The organism is Citrobacter sp. Cpo074, assembly GCF_030332745.1.
In the GTDB taxonomy this organism is placed as follows: Bacteria; Pseudomonadota; Gammaproteobacteria; order Enterobacterales; family Enterobacteriaceae; genus Citrobacter; species Citrobacter portucalensis.
Genome location: NZ_JAOWHG010000038.1, coordinates 1 through 20205 on the forward strand (window position 1 = coordinate 1; position 20205 = coordinate 20205).

At 51.1% G+C, this 20205-nt stretch carries 21 protein-coding genes, 1 rRNA gene and 1 other annotated feature; of the genes, 10 read left to right on the forward strand and 12 right to left on the reverse strand.

Annotated features, from left to right (window positions below; translation table 11 throughout):
* The 4 genes from OGX83_RS21840 to rluD form a co-directional block, all read right to left on the reverse strand.
* Positions 1–411 (reverse strand): 16S ribosomal RNA (locus tag OGX83_RS21840); the annotation flags it as partial.
* A 443-nt stretch (positions 412–854) separates the two neighbouring features.
* Positions 855–3428, reverse strand: a complete 2574-nt coding sequence (clpB, locus tag OGX83_RS21845) for an ATP-dependent chaperone ClpB (RefSeq protein WP_020996274.1) — start codon at positions 3426–3428, stop codon at positions 855–857.
* A gap of 129 nt (positions 3429–3557) precedes the next feature.
* Positions 3558–4289 (reverse strand): purine nucleoside phosphorylase YfiH, encoded by a 732-nt coding sequence (gene yfiH, locus OGX83_RS21850; protein ID WP_008785512.1) that lies wholly within the window; start codon positions 4287–4289, stop codon positions 3558–3560.
* Positions 4286–5266: a 23S rRNA pseudouridine(1911/1915/1917) synthase RluD gene (gene rluD / locus OGX83_RS21855; RefSeq protein ID WP_003826464.1), complete on the reverse strand. Its 981-nt coding sequence runs from the start codon at positions 5264–5266 to the stop codon at positions 4286–4288. Before rluD ends, yfiH begins: the two co-directional genes overlap by 4 nt.
* Before the next feature lie 131 nt (positions 5267–5397).
* Between rluD and bamD the strand changes: the two genes are divergently transcribed.
* The 4 genes from bamD to pheA all read left to right on the forward strand — a co-directional run bounded on the left by bamD (position 5398) and on the right by pheA (position 8154).
* Positions 5398–6135: an outer membrane protein assembly factor BamD gene (gene bamD / locus OGX83_RS21860; RefSeq protein WP_003826460.1), complete on the forward strand. Its 738-nt coding sequence runs from the start codon at positions 5398–5400 to the stop codon at positions 6133–6135.
* Between the two features lie 269 nt (positions 6136–6404).
* A complete protein-coding gene (gene raiA, locus OGX83_RS21865) occupies positions 6405–6743 on the forward strand; it encodes a ribosome-associated translation inhibitor RaiA (protein WP_003031244.1) in 339 nt (112 codons plus the stop codon).
* 102 nt (positions 6744–6845) lie between these two features.
* Positions 6846–6971 (forward strand) — a sequence feature (Phe leader region).
* Positions 6847–6894: a pheA operon leader peptide PheL gene (gene pheL, locus OGX83_RS21870; protein WP_100250063.1), complete on the forward strand. Its 48-nt coding sequence runs from the start codon at positions 6847–6849 to the stop codon at positions 6892–6894. (Overlaps the previous feature by 48 nt.)
* 22 nt (positions 6972–6993) lie before the next feature.
* Complete coding sequence (pheA, locus tag OGX83_RS21875) at positions 6994–8154, forward strand: bifunctional chorismate mutase/prephenate dehydratase (protein WP_003826458.1); 1161 nt, start codon at positions 6994–6996, stop codon at positions 8152–8154.
* Between the two features lie 96 nt (positions 8155–8250).
* On the opposite strand, the gene tyrA is transcribed toward pheA, so the two are convergent.
* Positions 8251–9372 (reverse strand): bifunctional chorismate mutase/prephenate dehydrogenase, encoded by a 1122-nt coding sequence (gene tyrA / locus OGX83_RS21880; RefSeq protein ID WP_003826456.1) that lies wholly within the window; start codon positions 9370–9372, stop codon positions 8251–8253.
* Positions 9373–9382: 10 nt separating this feature from the next.
* Positions 9383–10453, reverse strand: coding sequence for a 3-deoxy-7-phosphoheptulonate synthase AroF (aroF, locus tag OGX83_RS21885; RefSeq protein ID WP_003031241.1), 1071 nt, complete (start codon positions 10451–10453; stop codon positions 9383–9385).
* A 215-nt stretch (positions 10454–10668) separates the two neighbouring features.
* Here aroF and OGX83_RS21890 point away from each other — a divergent pair, with 215 nt between their 5' ends.
* The 4 genes from OGX83_RS21890 to OGX83_RS21905 all read left to right on the forward strand — a co-directional run bounded on the left by OGX83_RS21890 (position 10669) and on the right by OGX83_RS21905 (position 13434).
* Positions 10669–11043: a DUF2799 domain-containing protein gene (locus OGX83_RS21890; protein WP_008785516.1), complete on the forward strand. Its 375-nt coding sequence runs from the start codon at positions 10669–10671 to the stop codon at positions 11041–11043.
* Between the two features lie 158 nt (positions 11044–11201).
* The gene (yfiR, locus tag OGX83_RS21895) at positions 11202–11720 is read left to right on the forward strand and encodes a regulatory sequestration protein YfiR (RefSeq protein ID WP_003826451.1); all 519 of its coding nucleotides are present in this window, start codon (positions 11202–11204) and stop codon (positions 11718–11720) included.
* Positions 11713–12939 carry a diguanylate cyclase DgcN/YfiN gene (dgcN, locus tag OGX83_RS21900; RefSeq protein WP_003826449.1) on the forward strand — a complete coding sequence of 409 codons (1227 nt, stop codon included), beginning with the start codon at positions 11713–11715 and terminating at the stop codon, positions 12937–12939. The genes yfiR and dgcN overlap by 8 nt, the downstream gene beginning before the upstream one ends.
* 12 nt (positions 12940–12951) lie before the next feature.
* Positions 12952–13434 carry an OmpA family protein gene (locus OGX83_RS21905; protein WP_003826447.1) on the forward strand — a complete coding sequence of 161 codons (483 nt, stop codon included), beginning with the start codon at positions 12952–12954 and terminating at the stop codon, positions 13432–13434.
* A 131-nt stretch (positions 13435–13565) separates the two neighbouring features.
* Here OGX83_RS21905 and rplS read toward each other — a convergent pair whose 3' ends face one another.
* From rplS to ffh, 5 genes are all read right to left on the reverse strand, one after another.
* Complete coding sequence (gene rplS, locus OGX83_RS21910; protein ID WP_002914145.1) at positions 13566–13913, reverse strand: 50S ribosomal protein L19; 348 nt, start codon at positions 13911–13913, stop codon at positions 13566–13568.
* Between the two features lie 39 nt (positions 13914–13952).
* Complete coding sequence (gene trmD, locus OGX83_RS21915) at positions 13953–14720, reverse strand: tRNA (guanosine(37)-N1)-methyltransferase TrmD (protein ID WP_003031232.1); 768 nt, start codon at positions 14718–14720, stop codon at positions 13953–13955.
* Positions 14721–14764: 44 nt separating this feature from the next.
* Positions 14765–15313, reverse strand: coding sequence for a ribosome maturation factor RimM (gene rimM, locus OGX83_RS21920; protein WP_003031230.1), 549 nt, complete (start codon positions 15311–15313; stop codon positions 14765–14767).
* 18 nt (positions 15314–15331) lie between these two features.
* Positions 15332–15580 (reverse strand): 30S ribosomal protein S16, encoded by a 249-nt coding sequence (gene rpsP / locus OGX83_RS21925; protein WP_003031228.1) that lies wholly within the window; start codon positions 15578–15580, stop codon positions 15332–15334.
* Positions 15581–15830: 250 nt separating this feature from the next.
* Complete coding sequence (gene ffh, locus OGX83_RS21930; protein ID WP_003031226.1) at positions 15831–17192, reverse strand: signal recognition particle protein; 1362 nt, start codon at positions 17190–17192, stop codon at positions 15831–15833.
* A gap of 165 nt (positions 17193–17357) precedes the next feature.
* On the opposite strand from ffh, the gene OGX83_RS21935 reads away from it, so the two are divergent.
* On the forward strand, positions 17358–18149 hold the full coding sequence (locus OGX83_RS21935) for a cytochrome C assembly family protein (protein WP_003031224.1): 792 nt from the start codon (positions 17358–17360) through the stop codon (positions 18147–18149).
* An 18-nt stretch (positions 18150–18167) separates the two neighbouring features.
* Positions 18168–19457 (forward strand): HlyC/CorC family transporter, encoded by a 1290-nt coding sequence (locus tag OGX83_RS21940; RefSeq protein ID WP_008785520.1) that lies wholly within the window; start codon positions 18168–18170, stop codon positions 19455–19457.
* 49 nt (positions 19458–19506) lie between these two features.
* On the opposite strand, the gene grpE is transcribed toward OGX83_RS21940, so the two are convergent.
* A complete protein-coding gene (gene grpE, locus OGX83_RS21945) occupies positions 19507–20100 on the reverse strand; it encodes a nucleotide exchange factor GrpE (protein WP_003826408.1) in 594 nt (197 codons plus the stop codon).
* Between the last annotated feature and the right edge of the window lie 105 nt (positions 20101–20205).

Here is a 20205-nt window from a genome sequence, read left to right on the forward strand (position 1 = left end):
TCATACACGCGGCATGGCTGCATCAGGCTTGCGCCCATTGTGCAATATTCCCCACTGCTGCCTCCCGTAGGAGTCTGGACCGTGTCTCAGTTCCAGTGTGGCTGGTCATCCTCTCAGACCAGCTAGGGATCGTCGCCTAGGTGAGCCGTTACCCCACCTACTAGCTAATCCCATCTGGGCACATCCGATGGCAAGAGGCCCGAAGGTCCCCCTCTTTGGTCTTGCGACGTTATGCGGTATTAGCTACCGTTTCCAGTAGTTATCCCCCTCCATCGGGCAGTTTCCCAGACATTACTCACCCGTCCGCCACTCGTCACCCAAGGAGCAAGCTCCTCTGTGCTACCGTTCGACTTGCATGTGTTAGGCCTGCCGCCAGCGTTCAATCTGAGCCATGATCAAACTCTTCAATTTAAAAGTTTGATGCTCAATGAATTAAACTTCGTAATGAATTACGTGTTCACTCGTTGAGACTTGGTATTCATTTTTCGTCTTGCGACGTTAAGAATCCGTATCTTCGAGTGCCCACACAGATTGTCTGATAAATTGTTAAAGAGCAGTGCCGCTTCGCTTTTTCTCAGCGGCGCGGGGTGTGCATATTACGCCATCCCGCTACGAAGTCAAGCATTTAATTTCGCTTTCTTCGCCGGAGCTCTCAGTGGAACCCCGCTGACCCGGCGGCTTGTAATCCGTTGTTCCGTGTCAGTGGAGGCGCATTATAGGGAGTTATTTCAGGCTGACAAGTTAAAAATATAAAAAACTTATCAAGCGATTACTTTTCAATCAACACATCCATTTCTGCCTGGATTTTAAACAAAAACGAGCCCCGCAGGGCCCGTTTATTGTTGTTTTGTGACTTACTGCACTGCCACTATGCGATCGTCATTCACTTCCAGACGAATCGTTTTGCCTGGAATCAGTTCACCAGACAGAATTTGCTGCGCCAGCGGGTTTTCGATCTGCTGCTGGATAGCACGTTTCAATGGACGCGCGCCATACACTGGATCGTAACCATTCGCGCTCAGCAGTTTAAGCGCCTCGTCAGAAATATGGATTTCATAGCCACGCTCTTCCAGACGTTTGTACAGACGCTGCAACTGGATCTGAGCAATAGAAGCAATGTGCTGCTCACCCAGCGGATGGAATACAACAACCTCATCTATACGGTTGATGAATTCCGGGCGGAAGTTGTGGCTCACGACGCCCAGCACCATATCTTTCATGTGACCGTAATCCAACTCGCCGAAGCGTTCCTGGATCAGATCGGACCCCAGGTTCGAGGTCATGATGACAACCGTATTACGGAAGTCGACCGTTCTCCCCTGTCCGTCAGTCAAACGACCATCGTCAAGCACCTGCAGCAGAATGTTGAACACATCCGGGTGTGCTTTCTCCACTTCATCCAACAAGATGACAGAGTAAGGACGACGACGTACTGCTTCCGTCAGGTAACCCCCCTCTTCATAACCGACATATCCCGGAGGTGCCCCAACCAGACGAGACACCGAGTGTTTCTCCATAAACTCGGACATATCGATACGCACCATTGCATCGTCACTGTCGAACATAAAGTTTGCCAGCGCTTTGCACAGTTCGGTTTTACCGACACCGGTTGGACCAAGGAACAGGAATGAACCAATCGGACGATTCGGATCGGACAAGCCCGCACGGCTACGACGGATGGCGTTAGAAACGGCTTCCACCGCTTCGTTCTGACCAATCACGCGGCTGTGCAGCTCCTGCTCCATACGCAACAGTTTTTCTCGTTCGCCTTCCAGCATGCGAGCAACTGGGATCCCGGTCCAGCGCGCCAGCACCTCAGCAATTTCTGCATCCGTAACTTTATTACGCAGCAGACGCATGGTTTTGCCTTCAGACTGGGTGGCTGCTTCCAGTTGTTTTTCCAGTTCAGGAATTTTGCCGTACTGCAGTTCAGACATCCGCGCCAGGTCGCCAACGCGGCGCGCCTGTTCGATGGCGATTTTTGCCTGCTCCAGCTCAGCCTTGATAGTTTGCGTTCCCGAGAGGGAAGCTTTTTCAGCTTTCCACTCTTCCTCTAACTCAGAATACTGGCGTTCTTTGTCGTCCAGCTCTTCGTTGAGCATATCGAGACGTTTTTTACTTGCCTCATCAGACTCTTTCATTAATGCCTGCTGTTCCAGTTTGAGCTGGATAATACGGCGGTCGAGTCTGTCGAGTTCCTCCGGCTTGGAGTCAATCTGCATACGAATGCTGGATGCCGCTTCGTCAATAAGGTCGATAGCTTTATCCGGCAACTGACGATCGGCAATATATCGATGAGACAGCGTAGCAGCCGCAACAATCGCCGGGTCAGTAATCTGCACATGATGGTGCAGTTCATAACGTTCTTTCAGGCCACGCAAGATTGCGATGGTGTCTTCCACTGAAGGTTCAGCCACAAACACTTTCTGGAAACGACGTTCCAGCGCCGCATCTTTTTCGATGTACTGGCGATATTCATCAAGCGTTGTTGCGCCTACGCAGTGCAGTTCCCCGCGAGCCAGTGCTGGTTTCAGCATGTTCCCGGCGTCCATTGCGCCATCGGCTTTACCCGCCCCAACCATGGTATGCAATTCGTCGATAAACAGAATGACGTTGCCTTCCTGTTTCGAGAGATCGTTCAGCACACCTTTTAAACGTTCTTCGAACTCACCACGATATTTGGCCCCAGCAACCAGCGCGCCCATATCCAGCGCCAATACACGACGGCCTTTTAAGCCTTCCGGCACTTCACCATTGATGATGCGTTGGGCCAGCCCTTCAACGATGGCGGTTTTACCGACACCGGGTTCACCGATTAACACCGGGTTATTTTTAGTACGACGTTGCAGCACCTGAATGGTACGGCGAATTTCTTCATCACGGCCGATGACCGGATCGAGTTTGCCCTGTTCGGCACGTTCGGTCAGATCGACGGTATATTTTTTCAAGGCCTGACGTTGGTCTTCAGCCCCCTGGTCATTCACGCTTTCACCTCCACGCATTTGTTCAATTGCCTGAGTGATATTGGCGGTCGTCGCGCCTGCTGATTTTAATAAGTCGGTCAGCGTACCGCGTGACTCAAGCGCCGCCAGAACGAACAGTTCTGACGAAATAAAGTTGTCCCCACGTTTTTGCGCCAGCTTGTCGCAAAGATTCAGTACACGCACCAGTTCCTGAGAAGGCTGCACATCGCCACCGGTACCTTCTACCTGTGGCAAACGGCTCAACGCCTGGTCAATGGCTGTACGTAACTGGCCAGCATTAATGCCAGCAGACGTTAATAAAGGACGTACCGATCCCCCTTCCTGATTCAGCAAGGCGCTCATTAGATGAAGTGGTTCGATGAATTGATTGTCGTGCCCCAATGCGAGTGACTGGGCATCGGCAAGAGCAAGCTGGAATTTATTAGTAAGACGATCCAGACGCATAACTCCTCCCATAACAGGTCAAAATTGCTACTGGAGATTAAATGAGGTCATCCCTCAATTATTCAAGGTGAATGACCTGAATTATGTGAAAAGAAAATTACACGTACCGGATCGTCTTGATTCTTTAGGTTATATCAGCCAAATAAAACTTGCCATACGACCCGTGGTATTGTCGCGACGATAAGAGAAGAACGTCTCACTTTCGCTGAAGGTGCAACGGTCGCCGCCGTGGATGTTCTCTACCCCGACACTGGACAGACGCTGGCGCGCAAGCTGGTAGATATCCGCCAGATACTTGTCGCCACGCGGTACAAATGCGAGGTCCGCTTGCGGATCTTTCGTCATGAACGCCTCGCGGACTTCTGGTCCAACTTCAAACGCGTTTGGACCTATCGCCGGGCCTAGCCAGGCAATAATGTTTTCAGGTTTGTCGGCAAAACACGCCACCGTCTCTTCCAGCACGCCGGCGCATAATCCGCGCCAACCCGCATGGGCCGCAGCAACTTCGGTTCCGGCACGGTTGCAAAACAACACCGGCAAACAATCAGCGGTCATCACCGCACACACGGTACCCGGCGTGTTGCTGTACGACGCATCTGCGCGTTTGCAGGCGTAAGGCTCGCCGGTCAGTTTCAGGACATCCTTACCGTGGACCTGCTCCAGCCAGACTGGCTTTGACGGCAGATTGCCCGCAGCAAACAGTCGTTTGCGGTTCTCTTCAACATGTTCCGGGTTATCGCCGCAATGGGCGCCCAGATTCAGCGAATCGTAAGGCGGCATACTAACTCCGCCAATACGGGTAGAACTACACGCCGCGACACCTTGCGGTATCGGCCACTGCGGGACAATTAGCTTACTCATAGCCAGGCAATATCATCCTTATGTTCTTCGAAATCAGCGCGCATCACTTCAATCAACTGCACCATATCTTGTGGGATCGGCGCATGCCATTCCATTTCGATACCGGAAATCGGGTGATACAAACGCAGCATGGTCGCGTGCAGCGCTTGACGGTCGAACTTACGCAGTACGGAGATAAATTCGTCAGAAGCGCCTTTCGGTGGACGTGGACGACCGCCGTAAACCTGATCGCCCACCAGCGGATGAGTGATATGTGCCATGTGCACGCGGATCTGGTGCGTACGTCCGGTTTCCAGACGCAACCGCAGACGCGTGTGCACACGGAAGTGTTCCATAATGCGATAGTGCGTTACCGCCGGTTTCCCCATTGGGTGTACCGCCATGTGCGTACGCTTGGTCGGGTGACGGCTAATCGGTTCCTCAACGGTTCCGCCAGCAGTCATGTGACCAATTGCCACGGCTTCGTACTCACGGGTAATTTCGCGCAGCTGCAACGACTCCACCAAACGTGTTTGCGCCGGAACCGTTTTTGCCACCACCATTAATCCGGTCGTGTCTTTATCCAGACGGTGCACGATACCTGCACGAGGAACATCCGCGATTGGCGGGTAGTAATGCAGTAACGCATTCAATACCGTACCATCAGGATTCCCGGCGCCCGGATGCACTACAAGGTCACGGGGTTTGTTAATGACAAGAATATCGTCATCTTCATAAACGATATCCAGTGGGATATCCTGAGGTTCAAAACGAACCTCTTCATCAATTTCTGCATTGATGGAGACACGCTCTCCACCCAACACTTTTTCTTTCGGTTTATCGCAAAGTTGGTCATTTACCAGTACGCGCTGGTCGAGGATCCATTCTTTTATGCGCGATCGCGAATAATCAGGGAACAATTCGGCCAAAGCCTGATCTAAGCGTTGACCGAGCTGATTTTCGGAGACTGTTGCGGTGAGTTCTACTCGTTGTGCCATAAACTGCTTCTTCGTTTAACGTTGGGTTTTACGGCTTTGCCGTTTAATATAGTGTGCTATTGTAGCTGGTCTTAACCGGGAGCAGGAACAGAGAATCTCCCGTATTACATTTTGAGGAAAGTCAAAACGTCATGACGCGCATGAAATATCTGGTGGCAGCAGCCACGTTGAGCCTGTTTTTGGCGGGTTGCTCTGGTTCAAAGGAAGAGGTGCCCGATAATCCGCCAAATGAAATCTACGCGACTGCTCAGCAAAAGCTGCAGGACGGTAACTGGAAACAGGCAATAACGCAATTGGAAGCGTTGGATAACCGTTATCCATTTGGACCGTATTCTCAGCAGGTGCAATTAGATCTCATCTACGCCTACTACAAAAACGCCGATCTGCCACTTGCTCAGGCTGCCATCGATCGTTTTATCCGTCTTAACCCGACACACCCTAACATTGATTATGTCATGTATATGCGTGGCCTGACCAATATGGCGTTGGATGATAGCGCACTGCAAGGATTCTTTGGTGTTGATCGTAGCGATCGCGATCCGCAACATGCCCGAGCTGCGTTTAATGACTTTTCCAAACTGGTGCGTGGGTATCCGAATAGCCAGTACACCACTGACGCCACCAAACGTCTGGTGTTCCTGAAAGACCGCCTGGCGAAGTATGAATACTCCGTTGCAGAATACTACACTGCCCGCGGCGCATGGGTTGCCGTGGTAAACCGTGTGGAAGGCATGCTGCGCGACTACCCGGATACCCAGGCAACACGTAATGCCCTGCCGTTGATGGAAAACGCTTATCGCCAGATGCAGATGAATGCGCAGGCAGAAAAAGTCGCGAAAATCATTGCTGCCAACAGCAGCAATACCTGATTTGCCTCAGAATGCAAAACGGCAGCCCAAGGGCTGCCGTTTTTTTATCCGTTAACGCCACAACTGAAGCGGTTTAGCTCCGACGCATCCCATCAAATATGGCCTGCTTTCAGGTATTCCTCAAGTAAAAAATCGCCTGTTCCTGCGGTGCCTCACAAAAAGGTTTTCTTGACAAAAAGCGACAAAATAATGTGATTCAGATCACACATTTTGACATTAGGAACGGTATGCTGGAATCACCAAGACGGGAAAGACAAGAGGTAAAATTTATGACAATGAACATTACCAGTAAACAAATGGAAATTACTCCGGCAATTCGCCAGCATGTCGCAGACCGTCTCGCCAAACTTGAAAAATGGCAAACTCATCTGATTAATCCACATATCATTCTGTCTAAGGAGCCACAGGGTTTCATTGCTGATGCCACCATCAATACACCGAACGGACATCTGGTCGCCAGCGCAAAACACGAGGATATGTACACCGCAATTAACGATTTGATCAACAAGCTGGAACGGCAGCTCAATAAAGTGCAGCACAAAGGCGAAGCCCGTCGTGCAACAACTTCAGTCAAAGACGCCAACTTCGTCGAAGCAGAAGAAGAGTAGTCCCTTACATTGAGTGTATCGCCAACGCGCCTTCGGGCGCGTTTTTTGTTGACAGGGTGAAAACAGTACGGGTACTTTACTGACGTAGCCAAAGGAAAATTACATGAAACTTGTCCCGTTCTTCTTCGCATTCTTTTTTACCTTCCCCTGAATGGGAGGCGTTTCGTCGTGTGATAAAGAATGCGAAGACGAACAATAAGGCCTCCCACAACGGGAGGCCTTTTTTATTGATAACAAGAAAGGCAACACTATGACATCGGAAAACCCATTGCTGGCGCTGCGCGATAAGATCAGCACGCTGGATGAAAAATTACTGGCCCTGCTGGCTGAGCGACGTGGACTGGCCGTAGAAGTTGGTAAAGCCAAACTGCTTTCGCATCGTCCGGTTCGTGATATCGACCGTGAACGTGACCTTTTGGACCGACTCATTCAGCTTGGCAAAGCACATCATCTTGATGCTCACTACATTACTCGCCTGTTCCAGCTCATAATCGAAGATTCCGTCCTGACTCAACAGGCTCTGCTCCAGCAGCACCTGAACAAAATTAACCCACACTCCGCGCGCGTGGCCTTCCTTGGGCCAAAAGGGTCATATTCTCACCTCGCAGCACGTCAATACGCTGCCCGCCATTTTGAACAATTTATTGAAAGCGGGTGCGCAAAATTTGCCGATATCTTTAATCAGGTCGAAACCGGACAGGCTGACTATGCTGTGGTACCGATTGAAAACACCAGCTCCGGTGGGATTAACGACGTTTACGACCTGCTGCAGCACACCAGCCTGTCTATCGTTGGCGAGATGACCATTACGATAGACCACTGTGTACTGGTGTCTGGCACGACGGATCTTGAGACCATTGAAACGGTATATAGCCATCCGCAGCCGTTCCAGCAGTGCAGCAAGTTCCTGAATCGCTACCCGCACTGGAAGATTGAGTACACTGAAAGCACCTCTGCGGCGATGGAAAAAGTTGCGCAGGCTAACTCACCGCGCGTGGCGGCCCTGGGGAGCGAAGCCGGAGGCGTACTGTATGGATTGCAGGTTCTCGAGCATATTGAGGCTAACCAGTCGCAAAACATCACCCGCTTCGTGGTGCTGGCACGTAAAGCAATCAATGTTTCCGATCAGGTTCCGGCAAAAACAACCCTGTTGATGGCAACAGGACAACAGGCCGGTGCGCTGGTTGAGGCGCTGCTGGTACTGCGTAACCATAATCTGATTATGACTAAACTGGAGTCACGCCCGATTCACGGCAATCCGTGGGAAGAGATGTTTTATCTTGATATCCAGGCCAACCTGGAATCGCCCCAGATGCAAAAAGCATTGAAAGAGCTGGGTGAGATTACGCGTTCGATGAAAGTACTGGGATGCTATCCAAGTGAGAACGTGGTGCCAGTCGATCCGAGCTAACGTTTGACAATGCCGGATGGCGCTACGCTTATCCGGCCTACGATTCATACGATTTTTGAAGGCCGGATAAGGCAAACCCGCCATCCGGCATCTTAATTAAGGACGGCTGTCATTCGCCTGGCGTAACAAAGTACGGCTTTCACTCTGGAAGCGTTTCGCATAATCGCCAAACCAGTGCTCCACCTTACGGAAGCTGTCGATAAACGCTTGCTTATCGCCCTGCTCCAGCAAACCTATTGCCTCGCCAAAACGTTGGTAGTAGCGTTTAATCAGCGCAAGGTTGCTCTCAGACGACATAATAATATCAGCATAGAGCTGCGGATCCTGGGCAAACAGACGGCCAACCATCGCCAGTTCAAGGCGGTAAATCGGCGAAGAGAGCGCCAGCAGCTGCTCCAGTTGAACGTTCTCTTCCGCTAAATGCAGACCGTAAGCAAAGGTCGCAAAGTGACGCAGTGCCTGAATAAACGCCATGTTCTGGTCATGTTCAACGGCGCTGATCCGATGCAGTCGCGCACCCCATACCTGAATCTGTTCCAGAAACCACTGATAAGCTTCCGGCTGACGTCCGTCACACCAAACGACGACCTGCTTGGCCAGACTGCCGCTGTCCGGACCAAACATTGGGTGTAACCCCACCACCGGGCCATCATGTGCAGCCAGCATCGCCTGTAAAGGACCATTTTTCACCGAAGCCAGATCCACCAGGATGCAGTCAGACGGCAGACGCGGTAGTTTGGCGATCACCTGCTCGGTGACGTGGATCGGCACGCTGACGATCACCATGCCGGCATCAGAGACGATCTCCGGCGCGCGATCCCAGTCCTGCTGTTCCAGGATCCGCACCTGGTAACCTGACAGGGTGAGCATTTTCTCGAACAGACGCCCCATCTGACCGCCGCCGCCGACAATCACCACCGGCCGCAGAGAAGGACAAAGCGTTTTAAACCCTTTGTCGTTCTCACTGGAGTAGGACTCACGCATAACGCGGCGTAGCACATCTTCAATCAGGTCCGGCGGCACGCCAAGGGCTTCCGCTTCCGCGCGACGAGAGGCCAGCATAGAGGCTTCCCGTTCCGGCACGTAGATCGGCAGCCCAAAGCGGCTTTTTACTTCACCAACTTCGGCAACCAGCTCCAGGCGGCGTGCCAGTAAATCCAGCAGCGCCTTGTCGACTTCATCAATTTGATCGCGTAATGCGGTCAATTCAGCAACCATAACCAACCTCTTATGCTACACGCGCCGACAGCTGGCCGTTTAAATCCTGGCTAATTTCACGCAGCAGCGCATCCGTCATTTCCCAGCTAATGCAGGCGTCAGTTACGGATACGCCGTATTTCATTTCGCTGCGCGGCTGTTCGGAAGACTGGTTGCCTTCGTGAATATTACTTTCAATCATCAAGCCAATGATCGAGCGATTGCCATCTTTGATTTGTGCAATCACGGATTCAGCCACGGCAGGCTGACGGCGGTAATCTTTATTGGAGTTACCATGACTGCAATCTACCATCAGAGAAGGTCGTAGTCCCGCCTGCTCCATCTCTTTTTCGCACTGGGCGACATCTGCCGGGCTGTAGTTCGGCGCTTTACCCCCGCGCAAAATCACGTGACCGTCCGGATTCCCCTGTGTTTGCAGCAGTGCAACCTGCCCGGCCTGGTTAATACCGACAAAGCGGTGCGACTGCGCAGCCGCACGCATGGCGTTAATGGCGGTCGCCAGGCTACCGTCGGTACCATTCTTAAAGCCAACCGGCATCGAAAGACCGGAAGCCATTTCACGGTGAGTCTGCGATTCCGTAGTACGGGCACCGATTGCGGACCAGCTAAACAGATCACCCAGGTATTGCGGGCTATTTGGATCCAGCGCTTCAGTTGCCAGCGGCAGTCCCATATTTACCAGTTCAAGCAGCAGCTGACGCGCAATTTTCAGACCTGCTTCAACATCAAAAGAGCCATCCATATGAGGATCGTTAATTAACCCTTTCCAGCCGACAGTGGTACGGGGTTTTTCAAAATAGACGCGCATCACCAGGTAGAGGCTATCGCTGACCTCTGCGGCAAGGGCTTTAAATCGACGAGCATACTCAATCGCCATTTCAGGATCGTGAATGGAGCATGGGCCACATACGACCAGCAGGCGCGGATCGCGACCGGAGATAATATCTGAGATGGTTTTACGCGACTGGGCGATTTGCGCCTCTTGCTCCTGGCTCAGCGGAAATTCAGCTTTCAGCTGCTCCGGAGTCATCAGAACCTGTTCGTCGGTAATATGTACGTTGTTCAGCGCGTCTTTTTGCATGATGGTGATCCTGTTTAGCTCGTTTGCGATAGTTGATCCTCAGCGAGGAGGAAATAACGATATCACAACAGGTAAAGATTTCAATCCACAATCCGTAAATTTTAATTTACATAGTGTTATTTTAAGGCAAAAACAGCCCTTATGAATGTACATTTAAATTTACACCACCGAGTTTTCAGATCCACTATGCTTAAAAAAACGAAGGAGCACAGGCAATGAAGCAACTCATCAGCATCTTGTTTCTATTACTTCTTAGCGGATGTCAGATAGACCCCTACACCCATGCCCCTACCTGGACTGGTACCGACTGGTACGACGCCGGGATACAAGATGCCATTTCGGGTTATGCCGTTAAAGATAATGAAACGCTTGCCGACAACTACAATGACCCCGACGTCGATCGTACGGAATACCTTAAGGGTTACGCCGAGGGGCAACGTAAAACCTGCCAGCAGGATTTTGTTTATGCCAGAGGCCTGACCGGGAAAACTTTTCCGCCCAGTTGCGATACTGTCGAAAATGTTGACCAGTTACACAGCGCCTGGCAGCAAGGGGCAAACGAGGGCGCTGCCTCGATAAGGTTAAATTAAACAATGGTTTATATTTTATAAACCATTAAGATTTAACTTAAATCACCAATAGCATTATTCCAGGAATAATGACGGCTTAGGAAAATAATGTTATTTTGTTGCAAACAATCTTGAATGTATTTCGACGTTTTACAGCAAACGCTGGTAGGTAACTATTCATGAGCTATTCTTACCGACTCATACTTCTACTGGCACTGCTCCTGACCGGATTACCGCTGTATGCCCAAAGCGTTACGGAAGAAGCAAAATCGGTACGCGCTATGGTTTCCGGCATCGTCAGTTATACACGCTGGCCTGCACTTTCCGGGCCCCCAAAACTGTGTATTTTCTCTTCATCGCGTTTTTCCAGTGTCCTGAAAGATACCAGTGCAGGCGCATTACCCTATCTTCCCGTCATCATCCGTACGGAACAAGAAATATTAGTTTCGCAGTGTGACGGTTTTTATTTTGGAAAAGAATCCCCTACTTATCAGGTGGAATTAAAGAATAAATATCCGACTAAGGCATTGTTATTAATTGCTGAACAGAACCCCGAATGCGTTATTGGCAGCGCCTTTTGCCTCATAATTAAAGACGAAGATGTGAGATTTTCCGTAAATATGGATTCCCTTTCACGCAGCGGCGTAAGGGTCAGTCCAGACGTATTGATGCTTGCACGGAATAATAAGCATGGATAAGGGCCATTCTCCCATAGCACGCCCGACGTTTAAGCGAACATTACGGCGTATCAGCATAATCAGCGTTCTGGTAACCATGATGCTGATCTGGCTGCTGCTCAGCATTTCTTCCGTGCTGGCATTAAGACAGTATGCGCAAAAGAATCTGGATCTGACTGCCGCTACCATGACCCGTACGCTCGAAGCGGCATTAGTCTTTTCTGATAGTGTTGCAGCAACTGAAACGCTGGCGGCACTGGGTCAGCAGGGGCAATTTTCCGTTGCAGAAGTTCGTAATAAAAACCAGAAGGTGATCGCCACCTGGCGCTATAACGCGCAGGATACCACTGAAAAGATCAGCGGGATGATCAGCCACTGGCTGTTCCCACAACCGGTCACTCAGCCGATTTTGCACAATGGCAACGTCATCGGTGAAGTACGATTGACTGCGCGCGATAGCGTTATCAGTCATTTCATCTATTTGTCGCTGGCCGTTCTTACCGGGTGCATTCTGTTGGCATCCGGAATTGCATTAATGCTCACTCGCTATTTACACAATGGCGTTGTGGATGCACTGCAAAACATTACCGAGGTGGTACATGATGTTCGTACCAACCGTAACTTTTCACGGCGTGTATCAGAGGAACGCATTGAAGAGTTTCATCTCTTTGCCCTGGACTTTAATAGTCTGCTGGACGAGATGGAGGAGTGGCAACTTAAACTGCAGGCAAAAAACGCTCAGCTGTTGCGTACTGCACTACATGATCCTCTGACGGGTCTGGCAAATCGCGCCGCATTTCGCAGCAGCATAAATGCCCTAATGAATGATGATGCCGCCCACAGCAGCTCGGCATTGTTATTCCTTGATGGCGACAATTTTAAATTTATTAATGATACCTGGGGCCACGCAGCGGGGGATCGGGTCCTGATTGAAGTCGCAAAAAGGTTATCCGAGTTTGGGGGGAGTCGCCATTACCCATACAGACTTGGCGGCGATGAGTTCGCCATGGTGCTGTATAGCGTTCATTCTGAATATGAGGTTCAGCGGATCTGCGCGGCACTGTCACAAGAGTTTAACCGACCTTTTGACCTGCATAATGGTCATCTGGCAAGCATGACGCTCAGCATTGGGTTTGCGCTGACGTGGGAACATGCCTCTGCCGAAAAATTACAAGAACTTGCCGATCAAAATATGTATCAGGCTAAACATTTGCGTTCTGAACGCATTATTAAAAAATAAGGAATTACACACATGCTAAAACGTTTATTATCCCCGTTTCTTCTGCTTTTACTGATTCTGGCTGGCTGTCAGGCACCTCAGGGAAAATTTACCCCAGAGCAAATTGCAGCCATGAAATCATACGGATTTACTGAAGCATCAGGAGACTGGTCTCTCGGCCTGTCTGACACCATCCTGTTTGACAAAAATGACTATAAACTCCGTCCTGAAAGTGAAAAACAGATCAAGGAAATGGCATCCAAACTGGCAGCTACCGGGCTAAATCATGCTCGCCTGGATGGTCATACTGATAACTACGGTGAAGACAGCTATAACGAAGCTCTGTCACTCAAACGCGCTAATGTCGTTGCCGATGCCTGGGCGCAGGGCGCTAATATTCCCCGCACCAACCTGACTACTCAGGGACTCGGGAAGAAATATCCCATTGCCAGCAACCAGACATCAAAAGGTCGCGCTGAAAACCGCCGCGTGGCGGTCGTGATCACGACACCATAATCGTCCCCCAAATGGCTGCGCACCGCGCAGTCCTTCCATTGCCATAAAGAACAAAAGAGTAAACGTCGGGATAAAAAAAGGGCCAGCCTTTCGGCCAGCCCTTTTCTAACAGGATGTCGCTTGCGCGAATCTTAGTTAAGACGCTCTTTGATACGAGCAGACTTACCAGTGCGCTCACGCAGGTAGTACAGTTTAGCTTTACGAACAGCACCACGACGTTTAACAGCAATGCTGTCAACTACCGGAGAGTGAGTCTGGAAGACACGCTCAACGCCTTCGCCGTTGGAAATTTTACGAACAGTGAATGCAGAGTGCAGACCGCGGTTACGAATAGCGATAACCACGCCCTCGAATGCCTGCAGACGTTTTTTGGAACCTTCAACAACCCATACTTTCACTTCCACGGTATCACCCGGACGGAAGGAAGGTACGTCCTGCTTCATCTGTTCTTGTTCAAGTTGCTTAATAATGTTGCTCATAATTTAATCTCTTATCCTGGGTAAACTGATATTGGGGGCTTACGCCTGCCCATCATGTTTATGTTGCTGTTGTGCGTGTTCCTTTTTGAACTCCGCCAGCAACCTTGCTTGCTCTTCAGTCAGAGCCAGGTTTTCCAGAAGTTCAGGTCTTCTAAGCCAGGTCCGGCCCAGCGACTGCTTCAAACGCCAGCGACGTATCTCAGCGTGGTTCCCCGACAGTAACACTGCCGGTACTTCCATCTGCTCTAACACTTCAGGTCGGGTATAGTGCGGGCAATCCAGCAACCCATCAGCAAAAGAATCTTCGATTGCCGAAGCTTCATGACCCAGAACTCCCGGAATAAACCGGGAAACGGAGTCGATCAGCGTCATTGCCGGTAACTCACCACCGCTGAGTACGTAATCGCCGATTGACCATTCTTCGTCAATTTCGGTTTGAATCACGCGCTCATCTATTCCTTCATAGCGACCACATACCAGAATCAGCTTTTGATTCGTGGCCAGTTCGCTAACGCCCGCTTGATCAAGCTTGCGTCCCTGAGGTGACAGATAAATCACCTTTGCGCCTTCACCAGCCGCAGCTTTTGCTGCATGAATGGCGTCCCGTAAAGGTTGCACCATCATTAACATCCCCGGTCCGCCGCCGTAAGGACGATCGTCCACGGTACGGTGCCGGTCATGAGTAAAGTCACGAGGACTCCAACTCTGGATGTTCAGCAGGCCATTTTTTACTGCCCGGCCAGTTACCCCGTAATCGGTAATTGCGCGGAACATTTCTGGAAACAGGCTAACGATACCTATAAACACAAGCCAATCCCCATAACGCCGACTTTTACCGTTTATCCGGTGGTTTAAAAACCAGGATCCCAATCTACTTCGATAGTACGAGTAGCGAGATCGACTTTCTTGATAACCTGCCCATCGAGGAACGGCACAAGACGTTCCTTGATACCAAACGCATCTTTCAGGTTTGCTTTGATGACGATGACGTCATTCGAACCGGTTTCCATCATATCGACGACTTTACCGAGATCGTAGCCTTCAGTAGTCACTACCTGGCAGCCCATAAGGTCTTTCCAGTAGTAGGAACCATCTTCCAGCGCTGGCAACTGCGAGGAATCCACGACAATTTCGCAATTAGTCAGTAGATTCGCCGAATCACGATCGTCAACGCCTTTCAGCTTGATGATCAGATCCTGATTGTGGTGCTTCCAGCTTTCCAGCTGTACTTGCTGCCACTGACCCGCCTTCTGGATAAACCAGGGCTGATAGTCAAAAATGCTTTCGGCGTCTTCAGTGGAAGAAAACACTCTGAGCCAACCACGGATACCGTAAGAAGACCCCATTTTCCCCAAAACGATGGGTTCCACAGGAGCCTGTGCGGCGAGTTGCTTGCTCATCATGACCACCGTGACAGATTAAGCTGCTTTGTTTGCTGCTTTGATCAGCGTAGCTACGCGATCAGAAATAGTCGCGCCCTGGCCAACCCAGTGAGCGATGCGATCCAGATCCAGGCGAGTGCCTTCTTCTTTTTCGCTAGCGATTGGGTTAAAGAAGCCAACGCGCTCGATGAAGCGACCGTTGCGTGCATTACGGCTGTCGGTAACAACAACCTGGTAGAACGGACGCTTTTTAGCGCCGTGACGAGCTAAACGAATAGTAACCATAACATCCTCTTGTGTGAATAAAACACCCAGGCCCCATCGAGGAACGGAGCCCGGGTGTCATATTAAAAGCCCGAAAATTTTACTGATTTCTGGGGAAAATGCAATCAGCAGTTGATAACTCTGCTATAAAAGGCCGTTGGCGGTGCCGTCAGTTCGGTGCCGGCGTGTGCGCAGCCACCGGAGCGTACACGCAGTACGTGAGGATGGCGAGCACACCCCCGGTGCCGAAATGGCAAACAAGCCAGGCCGATTAGCGGCCTGGGAATCCTGGGGGCATCATCCCCTTCATACCACGCATCATCTTCGCCATTCCGCCCTTCTTCATTTTCTTCATCATGCGCTGCATGTCGTCGAACTGTTTCAGAAGGCGGTTTACGTCTTGTACCTGCATACCGCAACCGGCAGCGATACGGCGTTTGCGGGAACCTTTGATAATTTCCGGCTTAGCGCGTTCTTTCATCGTCATCGAGTTGATGATGGCTTCCATACGCACCAGCACTTTATCGTCCATCTGCGATTTCACATTGTCAGGGATCTGACCCATGCCCGGCAGCTTGCCCATCAGGCTTGCCATACCGCCCATGTTTTTCATCTGGTTGAGCTGTTCAAGGAAATCGTTGAGATCGAAGCCATCGCCTTTTTTCAGCTTGCTGGCTAATTTTTCTGCCTGCGCACGGTCAACCTTGCTTTCGATATCTTCGATCAGCGACAGCACGTCACCCATGCCGAGAATGCGCGAAGCAATCCTGTCCGGATGGAACGGCTCCAGTGCTTCGGTTTTCTCGCCGACGCCGAGGAATTTAATCGGCTTACCGGTAATATGACGAATAGAGAGCGCCGCACCGCCACGGGCATCACCATCAACTTTTGTCAGCACTACGCCGGTTAACGGCAGCGCTTCGTTAAAGGCTTTTGCGGTATTTGCGGCATCCTGACCGGTCATGGCATCGACCACAAACAGCGTTTCTACCGGCTTGATAGAAGCGTGGACCTGTTTGATTTCGTCCATCATGGCTTCGTCAACGTGCAGACGACCGGCGGTATCCACCAGCAGCACGTCGTAGAATTTGAGTTTGGCTTCTTTCAGCGCGGCGTTAACGATATCGACCGGCTTCTGGCCGACATCCGACGGGAAGAAGTCAACACCGACCTGCTCGGCCAGCGTTTCCAGCTGTTTGATCGCCGCCGGGCGATAAACGTCCGCAGAGACTACCAGCACTTTCTTCTTGTGCTTCTCGCGCAGGAATTTACCCAACTTACCGACGCTGGTCGTTTTACCCGCACCCTGCAGGCCCGCCATCAGCACCACGGCTGGCGGCTGTGCAGCCAGATTCAGGGTCTGGTTTTCTTCGCCCATTGCCGCAACCAGTTCGTTACGGACAATCTTGACGAACTCCTGACCCGGCGTCAGGCTTTTGTTAACTTCATGACCAACCGCTTTCTCTTTTACGCGATTGATAAACTCACGCACTACCGGCAGCGCTACGTCAGCCTCCAGCAGCGCCATGCGCACTTCGCGCAGCGTCTCTTTAACGTTGTCTTCAGTAAGGCGTCCACGGCCACTGATATTGCGCAGCGTGCGCGACAAACGATCGGTTAAATTATCAAACATTGTCTCTCGCCTGGGGTGGAAACGGTCGGTCGCGACAGCGACACATCAACAGAAATTTGTCGCAGTATAACATGAAGCCGCCTTTGTTGTTATGCAACGGTTGGAGCAGCGGTCACGTAACGCTATACTGCTTTTCTTTATCACTGGCCAACTGTCGACACCTATATGCCCGTTTTTGCTCTGCTCGCCCTTGTCGCCTACTCAGTCAGCCTCGCGCTGATTATTCCCGCTCTGCTGCAAAAAAACAGCGGCTGGCGGCGTATGGCTATTCTCTCTGCGGTCGTTGCGCTGGTAAGCCATGCTATCGCCCTGGAAGCGCGTATCCTACCCGGCGGTGAAAGCGGACAAAACCTGAGTCTGTTGAACGTCGGCTCGCTGGTAAGCCTGATGATCTGTACGGTAATGACCATCGTCGCGTCCCGCAATCGTGGCTGGCTATTGCTGCCCATTGTCTACGCCTTTGCGCTGATAAACCTGGCCTTCGCCACGTTTATGCCTAACGAGTTCATCACTCATCTCGAAGCTACGCCAGGCATGATGATCCATATCGGGCTTTCGCTTTTCGCTTACGCCACGCTGATTATCGCCGCACTCTATGCGCTACAACTTGCGTGGATTGACTACCAGCTGAAAAACAAGAAACTGGCCTTCAGCAATGAGATGCCGCCACTGATGAGTATTGAGCGGAAAATGTTTCATATCACCCAAATTGGCGTGGTTCTGCTGACACTCACCCTGTGCACTGGCCTGTTTTACATGCATAACCTGTTCAGTACCGAGAACATTGATAAAGCCGTTCTCTCTATCGTGGCATGGTTTGTCTATATCGTTCTGTTGTGGGGGCATTACCATGAAGGTTGGCGCGGACGTCGCGTCGTATGGTTTAACGTCGCAGGCGCTGGCATTCTGACGCTGGCCTATTTCGGCAGCCGTATCCTGCAGCAGTTCGTGAGTTAAATCTTTAAGGAACCCTACGTGGAACACATCTCCACCACCACGCTCATTATCACGCTCCTCATCATGGTGGTCATTTCCGCCTATTTTTCCGGTTCTGAAACCGGAATGATGACCCTGAATCGCTACCGCCTACGCCATCGGGCCAAACAGGGAAATCGCCAGGCAAAACGCGTTGAAAAGTTACTTCGCAAGCCGGATCGCCTGATAAGCCTGGTGCTCATCGGTAATAATCTGGTGAATATCCTGGCCTCAGCACTCGGCACCATTGTCGGTATGCGCCTGTATGGCGATGCTGGCGTCGCCATTGCCACCGGGGTACTGACGTTTGTGGTGCTGGTTTTTGCCGAAGTACTGCCAAAGACGATTGCCGCGCTATATCCGGAAAAAGTTGCCTATCCGAGCAGCGTCCTGCTGGCTCCGCTACAGATTCTGATGATGCCGTTAGTATGGCTACTCAACACCATTACGCGGCTTCTGATGCGCATGATGGGCATCAAAACGGATATCGTAGTGAGCGGTTCGCTGAGTAAAGATGAACTGCGAACGCTGGTGAATGAATCGCGCTCGCAAATCTCACGCCGTAACCAGGATATGCTGTTGTCAGTGCTGGACCTGGAAAAAGTCAGCGTCGATGACATCATGATCCCGCGTAATGAAATCATCGGCATTGATATTAACGATGACTGGAAATCAATCGTGCGTCAGCTTTCGCACTCCCCGCACGGTCGTATTGTGCTGTATCGCGACTCGCTCGACGATGCCATCAGTATGCTGCGCGTACGTGAAGCCTGGCGATTGATGGCCGAGAAAAAAGAGTTCACCAAAGAGACCATGCTACGCGCCGCCGACGAAATTTATTACGTTCCGGAAGGCACACCACTCAGCACCCAGCTCATTAAATTTCAGCGCAATAAGAAGAAAGTGGGCCTGGTCGTTAATGAATATGGCGATATTCAAGGACTGGTTACGGTCGAGGATATTCTGGAAGAGATTGTTGGTGACTTCACGACCTCAATGTCACCGACGCTTGCCGAAGAAGTCACGCCGCAGAATGACGGTTCGGTGATCATTGACGGTAGCGCCAACGTTCGTGAAATCAATAAGGCGTTTAACTGGCACCTGCCGGAAGATGACGCTCGTACCGTGAACGGTATTATTCTTGAAGCGCTGGAAGAGATCCCGGTTGCTGGCACACGTGTGCGTATTGGGCAGTACGATATCGATATTCTCGACGTGCAGGATAATATGATTAAACAGGTGCAGGTGTTGCCCGTCAAACCGCTGCGGGAAAGCGTATCGGACCAGTGAGAGTAATCCAGACCGGGTAGCGCATCAGCATTACCCGGTCTGAGGCTGATTAGCCTTTGGCTTTCGCCACAGAGACCATCGCCGCACGGATGGTACGTCCGTTCAGGGTATAGCCTTTCTGCATAACCATCAGCACATTACCGGCAGCAACGTCGTCAGACTCTACCATTGCAATCGCCTGGTGCACGTTCGGGTCCATCGGCACGTCGATATCTGCAACCACCTGTACGCCAAACTTCGCCACAACATCCAGCATTGACTTACGAGTCAGCTCAATACCTTCGACCATAGCCGCCATAGCGTCATTGTCTTTGTCCGCAACTTCCAGCGCACGGTCCAGGCTATCCAGCACCGGCAGCAGTTCGTTGACGAATTTTTCCAGTGCAAACTTATGCGCTTTTTCTACGTCCAGTTCGGTACGACGACGCAGGTTTTCCATTTCCGCTTTGATACGCAACACGCTGTCGCGCTCGCGCGTTTCGGCTTCAGCAAGCTGAGCTTCCAGATTCGCAATTTTTTCATCGCGCGGATCCACCTGCTCAGCAGAAGCGTCTGGTTCAACCGCCTCAACTTCTTCGTGCTGATCCATGATAATTTCTTCCGGGGCTTGCCCCTCAGGCGTTTTCTGTTCTTTACTACTCATGAATTTCTCCGCGTTTTTTTCGCATTCATCTCGCTAACTTGGCTTATTATGGGGATCAGATTCAGGGATTCAAGGGAAGTACTCACATTGTCACTAATCTTCGTT

Coding starts and splice junctions, on each gene's coding strand:
- yfiH (WP_008785512.1), bottom strand. CDS start 4,289: ATGAGTAAGCTAATTGTCCCGCAGTGGCCGATACCGCAAGGTGTCGCG.
- clpB (WP_020996274.1), bottom strand. CDS start 3,428: ATGCGTCTGGATCGTCTTACTAATAAATTCCAGCTTGCTCTTGCCGAT.
- yfiR (WP_003826451.1), top strand. CDS start 11,202: ATGAGCTATTCTTACCGACTCATACTTCTACTGGCACTGCTCCTGACC.
- grpE (WP_003826408.1), bottom strand. CDS start 20,100: ATGAGTAGTAAAGAACAGAAAACGCCTGAGGGGCAAGCCCCGGAAGAA.
- OGX83_RS21935 (WP_003031224.1), top strand. CDS start 17,358: ATGCCCGTTTTTGCTCTGCTCGCCCTTGTCGCCTACTCAGTCAGCCTC.
- bamD (WP_003826460.1), top strand. CDS start 5,398: ATGACGCGCATGAAATATCTGGTGGCAGCAGCCACGTTGAGCCTGTTT.
- rluD (WP_003826464.1), bottom strand. CDS start 5,266: ATGGCACAACGAGTAGAACTCACCGCAACAGTCTCCGAAAATCAGCTC.
- rimM (WP_003031230.1), bottom strand. CDS start 15,313: ATGAGCAAGCAACTCGCCGCACAGGCTCCTGTGGAACCCATCGTTTTG.
- rpsP (WP_003031228.1), bottom strand. CDS start 15,580: ATGGTTACTATTCGTTTAGCTCGTCACGGCGCTAAAAAGCGTCCGTTC.
- OGX83_RS21905 (WP_003826447.1), top strand. CDS start 12,952: ATGCTAAAACGTTTATTATCCCCGTTTCTTCTGCTTTTACTGATTCTG.
- raiA (WP_003031244.1), top strand. CDS start 6,405: ATGACAATGAACATTACCAGTAAACAAATGGAAATTACTCCGGCAATT.
- pheA (WP_003826458.1), top strand. CDS start 6,994: ATGACATCGGAAAACCCATTGCTGGCGCTGCGCGATAAGATCAGCACG.
- tyrA (WP_003826456.1), bottom strand. CDS start 9,372: ATGGTTGCTGAATTGACCGCATTACGCGATCAAATTGATGAAGTCGAC.
- aroF (WP_003031241.1), bottom strand. CDS start 10,453: ATGCAAAAAGACGCGCTGAACAACGTACATATTACCGACGAACAGGTT.
- dgcN (WP_003826449.1), top strand. CDS start 11,713: ATGGATAAGGGCCATTCTCCCATAGCACGCCCGACGTTTAAGCGAACA.
- ffh (WP_003031226.1), bottom strand. CDS start 17,192: ATGTTTGATAATTTAACCGATCGTTTGTCGCGCACGCTGCGCAATATC.
- OGX83_RS21890 (WP_008785516.1), top strand. CDS start 10,669: ATGAAGCAACTCATCAGCATCTTGTTTCTATTACTTCTTAGCGGATGT.
- rplS (WP_002914145.1), bottom strand. CDS start 13,913: ATGAGCAACATTATTAAGCAACTTGAACAAGAACAGATGAAGCAGGAC.